Origin of the sequence: Cupriavidus pauculus, from assembly GCF_008801835.1 — a bacterium.
Lineage (GTDB): Bacteria > Pseudomonadota > Gammaproteobacteria > Burkholderiales > Burkholderiaceae > Cupriavidus > Cupriavidus pauculus.
The window spans coordinates 74,949-87,617 of record NZ_VZOW01000002.1; the positions used below are offsets into that span (position 1 = coordinate 74,949).

A 12,669-nucleotide genomic window follows, 5' to 3' on the forward strand; every position below is an offset into this window, starting at 1 on the left:
GCTTACAGCTTGGACTGTGCCACGTGGGACAGCAGGTTCACCACCGACGCGTGCATCACATCGGTGAAGGGTTTCGGGTACAAGCCCATGTACAGCGTCAGGATCGCCAGAAGGCCGAGCATGAGGAACTCACGCTTGTTCAGGTCCAGCAATTCGCGCACGTGCTGGTGCACGATATCGCCAAAGATCACGCGCTTGACCATCCACAGCGAATATGCAGCGCCGAAGATCAGGGCCGTCGCGGCCAGCAGGCCGATCCAGAAATTGAACTTGACCGCACCCAGGATCACCATGAATTCGCCCACGAAGCCCGACGTCGCCGGCAGGCCGCAGTTGGCCATGGCGAAAAACACCGAGAACGCCGCGAACTTCGGCATCACATTGACCACGCCGCCGTAATCGGCGATCTGGCGCGAGTGCACGCGGTCGTACAGCACGCCGATGCACAGGAACATCGCACCCGACACGAAACCGTGCGAGATCATCTGCACGATACCGCCTTCGACGCCGATCTCATTGAAGATGAAGAAGCCCAGCGTCACGAAACCCATGTGGGCAATCGACGAGTACGCCACGAGCTTTTTCATGTCGGCCTGGACCAGCGCCACGAGGCCGATGTAGATCACCGCGATCAGCGACAGCGTGATGATGAACGGCGCCATGTAGTGGCTGGCGTCCGGCGCGATCGGCAGCGAGAACCGCAGGAAACCATACGCACCCAGCTTCAGCATGATTGCCGCCAGCACGACGGAACCACCGGTCGGTGCTTCCACGTGAGCATCGGGCAGCCAGGTATGTACCGGCCACATCGGCACCTTCACGGCAAACGCCATGAAGAATGCCACGAAGATCGCGATCTGCTCCTCGAGCGACAGCTTGGCCTGGTGCCAGGTCAGGATATCGAACGAGCCGGTCTTGTTGTACAGGTACAGCAGCGCAACCAGCGTCAGCAGCGAGCCGAGCAGCGTGTAGAGGAAGAACTTGAACGCGGCGTAGACGCGGTTCGGACCACCCCAGACACCGATGATGATGTACATCGGGATCAGCGTGGCTTCGAAGAACACGTAGAACAGCATGCCGTCCAGCGCCGAGAACACGCCGACCATCAGGCCCGACAGGATCAGGAACGCCGCCATGTACTCGGCCACGCGCTCGGTGATCACTTCCCAGGCCGAGATCACGACGATCACGGTGATGAACGCGGTCAGTACCACAAACCACATCGAGATGCCGTCCACGCCGAGGTGGTAGGCAATATTGAAGCGTTCGATCCAGTTTGCGTGTTCCACGAACTGCATTGCGGCAGTCGAGGTGTCGAAGTGGAGAACCAGCGGCAGCGTCACGACGAAGCTCGCGACGGCGCCGAACAGCGACATCCAGCGCACGAAGCATTTGCTGCGGTCGGAACCGAACATCAATACCAGCAGGCCGAAGAAGATAGGCAGCCAGATTGCGAGAGACAGAACCATTTCTTTGTTTTCCTTACTTGGTGCCTATCACTTGGTGCCTATCACGCCAGTGATCGTCAGCGTCAGGAGCACCAGCATGCCGATGATCATCGCGAAAGCGTAATGGTAGATATAGCCGGACTGCAGATAACGGCTGGCCGAGGCAAACGATGCCACCACGCGGGCCGATCCGTTGACGAAGAGACCGTCAATGAAGCTCTGGTCGCCGCCCTTCCACAAGCCCGTGCCTAGCAGCCGCGCACCGCGCGCAAACACTGCCTGGTTGAACGCATCCATGTAGTACTTGTTGTCGAGCAACTTGTACAGGCTAGAGAAACGCTGCTTGATGGCCTCGGGGATGTCCGGACGCTTCATGTAGAAGAACCAGGACAGCACCACGCCAGCAATGGCCAGCCACAGCACCGGCGTCGTCAGCGAGTGAATCGCCATCGGCACCCAGCCGTGGAACGCTTCCTTGAGCTCTTCCATTGCGTGGTGGTTCTCGCCGACGAAAATCACGTCCTTGAACGCCACGCCGTGCTTGAAGAATTCACCAAACAGCATCGGTTCGATAGCGATGGCGCCAATGATCACCGACGGGATGGCCAGCAGCACCAGCGGCAGCGTCACCACCCACGGCGACTCGTGCGGCTTCTGGCCCGGGGCCAGACCATGATGATGGTCGTCGCCGTGCGCTTCCTCTTCTTCCTCGTGATGGTCATGGTGCGCGTGGACCTTGCCGAAACGCTCCTCACCGTGGAACACCAGGAAGTACATGCGGAACGAGTAGAACGCCGTGACGAACACACCGGCCAGCACGGCGAAGTAGGCAAAGCCCGAACCCGCCAGGTGCGACTCGGCCACCGCTTCGATGATCGAATCCTTCGAGTAGAAGCCCGAGAAGAACGGCGTGCCGATCAGGGCAAGCGAACCGACCAGCGACGTGATCCACGTGATGGGCATGTACTTGCGCAGGCCGCCCATGTTGCGGATGTCCTGGTCGTGGTGCATGCCGATGATCACCGAGCCCGCGGCCAGGAACAGCAGCGCCTTGAAGAATGCGTGCGTCATCAGGTGGAACACTGCCACCGAGTAGGCCGACGCGCCCAGCGCCACGGTCATGTAGCCAAGCTGCGACAGCGTGGAATACGCCACCACGCGCTTGATGTCGTTCTGGATGATGCCCAGGAAACCCATGAACAGCGCAGTGATTGCACCGATGACCAGCACGAACGACAGCGCGGTGTCCGACAGTTCGAACAGCGGCGACATGCGCGAGACCATGAAAATGCCGGCGGTCACCATGGTGGCCGCGTGGATCAGCGCGGAAATCGGCGTCGGGCCTTCCATCGAATCAGGCAGCCACACGTGCAGCGGGAACTGAGCCGACTTGCCCATCGCGCCGATGAACAGGCAGATGCAGGCCACGGTAATCATCAGCCAGTCCGTGCCCGGGAAGATCACCGTCGCCAGTTGCTCGCGCTGGGCGAACACGTCCGTGTAGTTCATGCTGCCGCTGTAGGCCAGCAGCAGGCCGATGCCCAGGATGAAACCGAAGTCGCCCACGCGGTTGACCAGGAACGCCTTCATGTTGGCGAAGATCGCGGTCGGTCGCGTGTACCAGAAGCCGATCAGCAGGTACGACACCAGACCCACCGCTTCCCAGCCGAAGAACAGCTGCAGGAAGTTGTTGCTCATCACGAGCATCAACATCGAGAAGGTGAACAGCGAGATGTAGGCGAAGAAGCGGTTGTAGCCAGGATCCCCTTCCATGTAGCCGACGGTGTAGATGTGCACCATCAGCGAGACGAAGGTTACGACCACCATCATCATCGCGGTCAGCGAATCGACCAGGAAGCCGACCTCGAGCTTCAGCGCACCGATCGTCATCCATTCGTACACGGTGGCGTTGTAGCCGGCGCCGTTCATCACGTCCAGCAGAACCATCACCGACAGGACGAAGGCGATGGCGACGCCGAGAATCGTCGCCGAATGGGCCGCCACCCGGCCGCCGCGCGACTCCGAGGAAAACAGGCCGAAGAACTTGGTACCAAACAGACCGGCTATCGCGGCGCCGGCGAGCGGCGCCAGCGGGATCGCCAGCAGCAGGTTGGGGTTGAGCGTGGTTGCCATAGGACGCTTATTGGTGTGCGGTCAGGGAACAGTCGTGGTTCTGGACGAGGATGGTCATGTCAGCCCTTGAGGGTATCCATGTCATCAACGTTGATCGTGTCCAGGTTACGGAACAGCACGACCAGAATTGCCAGACCGATTGCCGACTCGGCGGCGGCCACCGTGAGGATGAAGAAAACGAAAACCTGTCCGGCCAGGTCGCCCATGTAGTGCGAGAAGGCGACGAAGTTCATGTTGACCGCAAGCAGCATCAGTTCGAGCGCCATCAGCAGCACGATGACGTTCTTGCGGTTCAGGAAGATGCCAACGATGCTGATCGCAAAAAGGATGGCACCGAGCACGAGAAAGTGAGCGAGAGACAGCACAGCGGGTTCTCCGGGCTTAGTTCTTGTTGGCGGTTGCCGCGGCATCCGCTTCGGCCCGGCCCTCGGCCGGCAGTTTCACCAGGCGCACGCGCTCGTCGCGGCGCACGCGCAGCTGCGCGCCCACGTCCTGCGCCTTGACGTCCTTGCGGCGGCGCAGGGTCAGCGCCACGGCCGCGATGATCGCCACCAGGAGGATCACGCCCGCCACTTCGAAGGCGTAGATGTAGTCCGTGTAGATCAGCTTGCCCAGCGCGGCGGTGTTCGAGTAGGTCGGATCCTGCGCACCGGGTGGCAGCACGGCGTTGGTGGTGCCGACGAAGTTACGCACCAGCACGATCGCCATTTCCGCGATGATCAGCGCGCCCACTACCGAGGCCATCGGCACGTAAGTCCAGAAGTCGCGCCGCAGGTGCTCGATGTCGATATCGATCATCATCACGACGAACAGGAACAGCACCATCACGGCGCCGACGTAGACCAGCACAAGCAAGATGGCGAGGAACTCGGCCTTCAGGATCATCCAGATCGCTGCGGCCGTGAAAAACGCCAGGACGAGGAACAGTGCGGAATGCACCGGATTCTTCGCGGTGATGACTTTCAGTGCAGACAGCACCAGCACCAACGCAAAGACATAGAAGATGGTGGTCGTGAGTTCCATGGTCCGTATCGGATCCTCTTTGAGCCGGCCGGCGAGGCGCCCTGCTGGGCGACCCGCTTGCGGCGCGGCATCCTTCCGTGGCCCCTGCGGGGCCGATTCAATTTCGTTTGCCGGGCCGGGACACTGCGTGCCCTGCCCGACCCTGCCTGGATCGCTTAGCGATACTTGGCGTCCGCGGCCTTGGCTGCGGCGATCTGCGGCTCGTAGCGGTCGCCCACTGCGAGCAGCATGTCCTTCGTGAAGTACAGGTCGCCGCGCTTTTCGCCGTGGTATTCGAGAATATGCGTCTCGACGATGGCGTCGACCGGGCAGGCTTCCTCGCAGAAACCGCAGAAAATGCACTTGGTCAGATCGATGTCGTAGCGCGTGGTGCGGCGCGTGCCGTCATTGCGTACATCCGATTCGATCGTGATGGCCAGCGCCGGGCACACCGCTTCGCACAGCTTGCATGCGATGCAACGCTCTTCCCCATTGGGATAGCGGCGCAGTGCGTGCAGGCCGCGGAAGCGCGGCGACATCGGCGTTTTCTCTTCCGGGAACTGGACAGTGATCTTCCGGGCAAAGAGATAGCGGCCAGTCAGAGCCATGCCCTTGAAGAGTTCCTTCAGGAGCAGGCTGTTGAAAAAGTCCTTGATGGCGAGCAGCATGACGATTGCTTCCTAAGTATTTCCGCGCGGTGCGCACGGGCCCATCGGGCGGCGCACCGTCGCCTGGCCTCTTAGTGCCAGATATTCCACGGCGACTTGATCCAGATCGCCACAATGATCAGCCACGCCACGGTCAGCGGAATGAAGATCTTCCAACCCAGACGCATGATCTGGTCATAGCGGTAACGCGGGAACGAAGCACGGATCCAGATAAACACCGACAGCAGCAGGAAAACCTTGGCAATCAGCCAGAAGAAGCCGGGGATCGCATTGGTGATCGCGCTGGAGAACGGCGGTGCCCATCCACCCAGGAACATCAACGCAGTCATCGTCGAGATGACGATCATGTTGATGTACTCGGCCAGGAAGAACAGCGCGAACGTCATGCCGGAGTACTCGATCATGTGACCGGCGACGATTTCCGATTCGCCTTCCACCACGTCGAACGGGTGACGGTTGGTTTCGGCCACGCCCGAAATGAAGTACACGCCGAACATCGGCAGCAGCGGCAGCCAGTTCCACGACAGGATGTTCAGGCCCATGTTGGCGAAGTACCCGGTGTTCTGGCCATTCACGATGGCGGACAGGTTCAGGCTGCCCGACACCATCAGCACCGTTACCAGTGCAAAACCCATGGCGATTTCATACGACACCATCTGGGCAGCGGCGCGCATCGCGCCAATGAACGCGTACTTCGAGTTCGAAGCCCAGCCAGCCAGGATCACGCCGTAGACGCCCACCGAGCTGATGGCCATCACATACAGCAGCCCGGCATTCACGTCGGCCATTACCGCTTCGGCCTGGAACGGAATCACCGCCCACACCGCCACGGCCGGCATCAGCACCATCAGCGGCGCCACCAGATACATGCCCCGGTTGATCTGCGACGGGAACATGACTTCCTTGAGCAGCAGCTTCAGCACGTCGGCGATCGGCTGCAGCAAGCCCAGCGGACCGACGCGGTTCGGCCCGATACGGACGTGCATCCAGCCGATCAGCTTGCGCTCCCAGAGAATCAGGTAGGCCACGCACAGCAGCAGCGGCACCACAATGACCACGGCACGGATCAGGATCCACAGCGGCGTCCAGACGCTGCCGAAGATGGCCTGGCCTTGCGAGGTAATGAAGTCGATCATGTTGCTATCCCGCTCTTCTTATACAGTTGCCGTTGCGGCTGGCTGCCCGGCCGAAAGGTCGATGGCCTTTTCGACAGTGACATTGCCGAACAGGGCGCCCAGCGTGGCGGCTGCCACCGTGGCGGCCGGCACACGAACGGTGTTGGCCGGCAGCGTCTTTTCGAGCGCCGCGGGCAACACCACGCTGGCGCCGTCCTGCGTCACACGCACCGGGTCGCCCGCTTGCACGCCCAGCTTGGCGAACAGGTCGGCAGACAGTGCAACCTGCATGGCGCGGCGAGCGGCGGCGGTCAGTTGCAGCGAATCGGCGCGACGCACGATCGGATCGGCGTGATAGATCGGCACATCGGCGATGCGTTCGATACCATTTGCGGCAGCGGCCGTCACCTGGATCGCGGCCTCGGTCGCATTGTTCAGTTGCTCCGCCACCGGCTTGGCCAGCACGGCGTCGCGCACGGCTTCAGCGGTTTCGAAGTCGAAGCCCGGCACATCGAGCAGGTTGCCCAGCACGCGCAGCACCTTCCAGCCCGGACGCGATTCGCCCAGTGCGCGGACGACACCATTGAAGCTCTGGGCCTTGCCCTCGGCATTCACGAACGTACCGGCAGTTTCGGTGAACGGCGTGATCGGCAGGATCACATCGGCGTATTGCAGCGCGGCTTCCGAGCGGAACGGCGACAACACCACGACCGTACCAGCCTGCTGCAGCGCGGCCAGCGCGCGGCGCGCGTCGGCCGTATCGAATTCCGGTTCAGCGTTCAGCACGATGTAGGCCTTGCGTGGCGCATCGAACATTGCCTGCGCGTGGGCGCCGCCTTGCTGCGGCAGCGCGCCGGCGATGTAGCCACCCACGGTATTCGCCGCTTCGGTCAGGAAGCCCAGCGTGGCGCCGGTTTGCGTTGCGATCCACTGCGCCAGCGCGTGCAGCGCCGAGAACTGCGGATGACGCACGGCTTCGTTGCCGATGAAAACGGCGCGGCGTTCGCCCGAGAGCAACGCCTGGGCCACGGCCTTGGCGGCGTCGCCGCCGTCAAATCCGTCAGTGGCCGCGGGCGCGGTCACTTCCTTGGCCACTGCCACGGCGCGCGCCACGCCAGCCAGCGCAGCCAGCCAGCCCGACGGCGCAGCATCGACGCGCGCAGCAACCGGCATCAGCAGGTCTTCGCCGCCGGCGCCGAGCACCGCGACGCGGGCACCCTTCTTCACAGCCTGGCGCAGACGAGAAGCGAGCAGCGGATGATCCTTGCGCAGCGACGAGCCGATCACCAGCGCGCCTTGCAGCGTGCTCACATCGGCGATCGGCAGACCGAGCCACGGCGCACCCTTCAGCGCTGCCGAGAAATCGGTCTGGCGCAGACGGAAGTCGATGTTGTCGCTACCCAGGCCACGCACCAGCTTGCCAAGCAGGAACAGCTCTTCGAGCGTGCTGTGCGGGCTGGCCACGGCAGCGATCTGGTCGGCGCCGTGATCGCGCTTGATGCTGGCCAGGCCATTTGCCACGTATTCGAGCGCAGTCTGCCAGTCGGTTTCCATCCACTGGCCGCCCTGCTTGAGCAGCGGGCGCGTCAGACGGTCCGCGCTGTTCACGCCTTCGTAGGCGAAGCGGTCCTTGTCGGACAGCCAGCATTCGTTGATGTCTTCGTTTTCCAGCGGCACCACACGCATCACGCGCTGGTTCTTGGTCTGGACGACGAGATTGGCGCCGAGTCCGTCGTGCGGCGACACCGACTTGCGACGGCCCAGTTCCCAGGTACGGGCCGAATAGCGGAACGGCTTGCTGGTCAGCGCGCCAACCGGGCACAGGTCGATCATGTTGCCCGACAGTTCCGAGTCGACAGTCTGGCCCACGAACGTGGTGATTTCCGAATGCTCGCCACGATTGAGCATGCCCAGTTCCATCACGCCGGCCACTTCCTGACCGAAACGCACGCAACGGGTGCAGTGAATGCAGCGCGTCATCTCCTCCATGGAGATCAGCGGACCGACATTCTTGTGGAACACCACGCGCTTTTCTTCCTTGTAGCGCGACTCCGAAGCACCGTAACCAACCGCCAGATCCTGCAGCTGGCATTCGCCGCCCTGATCGCAGATCGGGCAGTCGAGCGGGTGATTGATCAGCAGGAATTCCATCACGGACTTCTGGGCCTTGACAGCCTTTTCGGAGTTCGTGAAGACCTTCATGCCGGGCGTCACCGGAGTGGCGCATGCGGGGAGCGCCTTGGGCGCCTTTTCCACTTCGACCAGACACATGCGGCAGTTCGCCGCGATGGACAGTTTGCGGTGGTAGCAGAAGTGCGGGATGTAGGTGCCCAGCTTGCGGGCCGCTTCCATCACGAGGCTGCCTTCAGCAACCTCGACCTTCTTGCCGTCGATCTCGAGTTCAACCATGTTCTGCCACGCTTCAGGAATGGGCCGGGACCATGCACTGCTTGTGTTCGACGTGATACTCGAACTCTTTCCAGTAGTGCTTGAGCATGCCGCGTACCGGCATCGCCGCGGCATCGCCGAGTGCGCAAATCGTGCGACCCATGATGTTTTCCGCGACGTTATTGAGCAGGTCCAGATCTTCCTGGCGGCCTTCTCCGTGTTCAATACGATTCACCATGCGATACAGCCAGCCGGTGCCTTCACGGCACGGCGTGCACTGGCCGCATGACTCTTCAAAGTAGAAATACGACAGACGCAACAGCGAGCGCACCATGCAGCGCGTCTCGTCCATGACGATCACGGCGCCGGAGCCCAGCATCGAGCCGGCCTTGGCGATCGAGTCGTAGTCCATGGTCGACGCCATCATCAGATCGCCCGGCACCACCGGCGCCGAAGAGCCGCCGGGGATCACCGCCTTGAGCTTCTTGCCGCCGCGCATGCCGCCCGCCAGTTCCAGCAACGTGGAAAACGGCGTGCCCAGCGGGATTTCGTAGTTGCCCGGCCGCTCGATGTCACCCGAAATCGAGAAGATCTTGGTGCCGCCGTTGTTGGGCTTGCCGATCTTCAGGTATTCCTCGGGACCGACTTCCAGCAGGAACGGAACAGCCGCGAACGTTTCAGTGTTGTTGATCGTCGTCGGCTTGCCGTACAGGCCAAAGCTTGCCGGGAAAGGCGGCTTGAAGCGCGGCTGTCCCTTCTTGCCTTCCAGCGATTCCAGCAACGCGGTTTCCTCGCCGCAGATGTACGCACCATAGCCATGGTGCGCGTGCAGCTGGAAATTGAAACCGGAGCCCAGAATGTTGTCGCCAAGATAGCCGGCGGCGCGCGCCTCTTCGAGGGCTTCCTCGAAGATCTTGTATTCGTTCCAGATCTCGCCGTGGATGTAGTTGTAACCCACGGTGATACCCATCGCGTACGCCCCGATGGCCATGCCTTCGATCAGCGAATGGGGGTTGTAGCGGATGATGTCGCGGTCCTTGAACGTGCCCGGCTCGCCCTCATCGGTATTGCAGACGAGGTACTTCTGACCGGGGAACGTACGCGGCATGAAGCTCCACTTCAGGCCGGTGGGGAAGCCCGCACCGCCGCGGCCGCGCAGACCCGATGCCTTGACGTCGGCAATCACCTGCTCGGGCGGTACCTTCTGCTCGAGGATGCGGCGCAGCTGCTTGTACCCGCCGCGCTTGACGTAGTCCTCAAGGTGCCAGTTCTTGCCGTCCAGCCCAGCCAGGATCAGCGGCTTGATGTGACGGTCATGCAGAGAGGTCATGTTACTTGTCCCCCTTGGCGGCGGCTTCAGCCTTCAGTTCGTCGACGAGTGCGTCGAGCTTCTGGTCGCTCATGAAGCTGCACATGCGGGTGTTGTTGACGATCATTACCGGTGCGTCGCCACAAGCGCCCATGCACTCGCCTTCCTTCAGCGTGAAGCAGCCGTCAGCGGTAGTTTCGTTGTAATCGATCCCGAGCTTGCGCTTCAGGTATTCGCCAGCCCGTTCGCCACCGGACAGCGCGCACGGCAGGTTGGTGCAGACGGTGAGTTTGTACTTGCCCACCGGCTTGGTGTCATACATGTTGTAGAACGTGGCCACCTCTTCCACCCACACGGGCGGCATTTCCAGGTAGCTGGCGACGAACTGCATGACTTCGGGGGAAACCCAACCCACTTCGCCCTGGGCCACGGCGAGTGCCGCCATCACGGCCGACTGCTTCTGGTCGGCCGGATACTTCGCGATCGCGCGATCGATTTCCTTGAGAGCTTCTGCTGATAGCATGGTCATTGCAGTAATACGGCGAAGCCCCGCGCATTGCGCGGCTTCACTGGTTTGCAGCCGTCGCTGCCATGTTCTGCCGGCCGGGAGCGCACTTCGCTCCTTACCGGTCCGTCGCAGGCGTTGCCTGCAGCCACCGTTGCAGCCGGGGCCGGCCGAACACGTCCGAATCGTCGTCCGGACAACGGCCTCTGACGGGGCGCCTGAGTTGCTGGCGTCCCTTAACGGTCGATCTCGCCGAACACGATATCCTGCGTGCCGATGATCGTGACCGCGTCCGCAATCATGTGTCCCTTGGCCATTTCGTCAAGCGCGGCCAGGTGGGCATAGCCCGGGGCACGAATCTTCAGGCGGTACGGCTTGTTCGCACCGTCGGAAATCGCATAAATACCGAACTCGCCCTTCGGGTGTTCGACGGCGGCATATGCCTCGCCCGGCGGCACGTGCATGCCTTCGGTGAAGAGCTTGAAATGGTGAATCAGCTCTTCCATGTTCGACTTCATGTCGACGCGCGACGGCGGTGCAACCTTGTGGTTCTCGGTGATGACCGGACCCGGATTGCGACGCAGCCAGTCCACGCACTGCTTGATGATCCGCGTCGACTGGCGCATTTCTTCCACACGCACCAGATAACGCGAATAGCAGTCGCCAGCGGTACCGACGGGAATATCGAAATCGAGCTGGTCGTACACCTCGTAAGGCTGCTTCTTGCGCAGATCCCACTCGATGCCCGAGCCACGCAGCATCGGTCCGGTGAAACCCAATTGCAGCGCGCGTTCGGGGCTCACCACACCGATATCCACCAGACGTTGCTTCCAGATACGGTTATCGGTCAGCAGCGTCTCATATTCATCCACGTACGTCGGAAAACGATTCGTGAAGTCCTCGATGAAGTCCAGCAACGAGCCCGAACGGGCTTCGTTCATGACCTTGATGGCTTTCTCGTTGTGGATCTTCGACGCCCGGTATTGCGGCATCGTATCGGGCAGATCGCGGTAGACGCCGCCCGGACGGTAGTAGGCCGCGTGCATGCGCGCGCCCGACACCGCCTCGTACATGTCGAACATGTCCTCGCGCTCACGGAACGCGTAGAGGAACACTGCCATCGCGCCGACGTCGAGCGCGTGCGAGCCGATCCACATCAGGTGGTTCAGCAGGCGGGTGATCTCGTCGAACATCACGCGGATGTACTGCGCGCGCACCGGCACCTCGAGGCCCAGCAGGCGCTCGATGGCCATCACATAAGCGTGTTCGTTGACCATCATCGACACGTAGTCGAGACGGTCCATATAGGGGACGCTCTGGATCCAGGTCTTCTGCTCGGCCAGCTTCTCGGTGGCGCGGTGCAGCAGGCCGATATGAGGATCGGCGCGCTGGATGACTTCACCGTCCAGCTCAAGCACCAGCCGCAGCACGCCGTGTGCTGCAGGGTGTTGGGGACCGAAGTTGAGGGTGTAATTCTTGATATCTGCCATGGCGCGGTTCTCAGTGCTGCGTGCCGCCGTAGTTTTCCTCACGAATCACGCGCGGCGTAATTTCGCGCGGTTCGATCGTCACCGGCTGGTAGATGACCCGCTTCTGTTCCGGGTCGTAACGCATTTCCACGTAGCCCGAAACCGGGAAGTCCTTGCGGAAGGGGTGTCCGACAAAACCGTAGTCGGTCAGGATGCGGCGCAGGTCGGGGTGACCTTCGAACACGATGCCATAAAAATCGAAGGCCTCACGCTCGAACCAGTTCACCGAATTCCAGACGTCGATCAGCGACGGCAGCACAGGCATGTCGTCGTCCGGCGCGAATACGCGGACGCGCAAGCGCCAGTTGTGCGTGATCGACAGCAGGTGGGTGACCGCGGCAAACCGGGGGCCATCCCACGTGCCGTCCGCATAGTCGGAATAATCGACGCCGCAGAGGTCAACGGCCTGTTCGAAACGCAGCGACGGATCGTCGCGCAGCAACCGCGCGGCTTCGAGATAATCGCCAGGCTTGACGACCAGCGTAAGTTCGCCGGTGGCCTCGGTCAGGCTCTGCACGCGCTTGCCCAGAACTTTTTCGAGGGCGGCCTTGAGGGTGTCGAGGTTCGCCATA

The 12,669-nt window shown here is 61.8% G+C and carries 11 protein-coding genes; all 11 read right to left on the reverse strand.

From position 1 onward, the window contains the following. Positions 1-2: 2 nt before the first annotated feature. The 11 genes from F7R19_RS02970 to F7R19_RS03020 all read right to left on the reverse strand — a co-directional run bounded on the left by F7R19_RS02970 (position 3) and on the right by F7R19_RS03020 (position 12,668). Entirely contained in the window at positions 3-1,469 is a 1,467-nt protein-coding gene (locus F7R19_RS02970; protein ID WP_061957820.1) for an NADH-quinone oxidoreductase subunit M, read from the reverse strand. Between the two features lie 27 nt (positions 1,470-1,496). Continuing rightward, entirely contained in the window at positions 1,497-3,581 is a 2,085-nt protein-coding gene (gene nuoL, locus F7R19_RS02975; protein ID WP_150979330.1) for an NADH-quinone oxidoreductase subunit L, read from the reverse strand. A gap of 59 nt (positions 3,582-3,640) precedes the next feature. Further along, complete coding sequence (gene nuoK / locus F7R19_RS02980; protein ID WP_029050842.1) at positions 3,641-3,946, reverse strand: NADH-quinone oxidoreductase subunit NuoK; 306 nt, start codon at positions 3,944-3,946, stop codon at positions 3,641-3,643. Positions 3,947-3,962: 16 nt separating this feature from the next. Continuing rightward, positions 3,963-4,604 carry an NADH-quinone oxidoreductase subunit J gene (locus tag F7R19_RS02985; RefSeq protein ID WP_061957817.1) on the reverse strand — a complete coding sequence of 214 codons (642 nt, stop codon included), beginning with the start codon at positions 4,602-4,604 and terminating at the stop codon, positions 3,963-3,965. 155 nt (positions 4,605-4,759) lie between these two features. Next, positions 4,760-5,251 (reverse strand): NADH-quinone oxidoreductase subunit NuoI, encoded by a 492-nt coding sequence (nuoI, locus tag F7R19_RS02990; protein ID WP_061957816.1) that lies wholly within the window; start codon positions 5,249-5,251, stop codon positions 4,760-4,762. A 71-nt stretch (positions 5,252-5,322) separates the two neighbouring features. Next, positions 5,323-6,387 carry an NADH-quinone oxidoreductase subunit NuoH gene (gene nuoH, locus F7R19_RS02995; protein WP_061957815.1) on the reverse strand — a complete coding sequence of 355 codons (1,065 nt, stop codon included), beginning with the start codon at positions 6,385-6,387 and terminating at the stop codon, positions 5,323-5,325. An 18-nt stretch (positions 6,388-6,405) separates the two neighbouring features. After that, positions 6,406-8,775, reverse strand: coding sequence for an NADH-quinone oxidoreductase subunit NuoG (gene nuoG / locus F7R19_RS03000; RefSeq protein ID WP_061957814.1), 2,370 nt, complete (start codon positions 8,773-8,775; stop codon positions 6,406-6,408). A gap of 13 nt (positions 8,776-8,788) precedes the next feature. Next, positions 8,789-10,084, reverse strand: coding sequence for an NADH-quinone oxidoreductase subunit NuoF (gene nuoF / locus F7R19_RS03005; protein WP_150979331.1), 1,296 nt, complete (start codon positions 10,082-10,084; stop codon positions 8,789-8,791). Between the two features lies 1 nt (position 10,085). Continuing rightward, positions 10,086-10,586, reverse strand: a complete 501-nt coding sequence (gene nuoE / locus F7R19_RS03010; RefSeq protein WP_061957852.1) for an NADH-quinone oxidoreductase subunit NuoE — start codon at positions 10,584-10,586, stop codon at positions 10,086-10,088. Positions 10,587-10,804: 218 nt separating this feature from the next. Next, positions 10,805-12,058, reverse strand: a complete 1,254-nt coding sequence (locus tag F7R19_RS03015) for an NADH-quinone oxidoreductase subunit D (RefSeq protein ID WP_061957812.1) — start codon at positions 12,056-12,058, stop codon at positions 10,805-10,807. A gap of 10 nt (positions 12,059-12,068) precedes the next feature. Beyond that, positions 12,069-12,668 carry an NADH-quinone oxidoreductase subunit C gene (locus F7R19_RS03020; RefSeq protein WP_150979332.1) on the reverse strand — a complete coding sequence of 200 codons (600 nt, stop codon included), beginning with the start codon at positions 12,666-12,668 and terminating at the stop codon, positions 12,069-12,071. Position 12,669 lies beyond the last annotated feature (1 nt).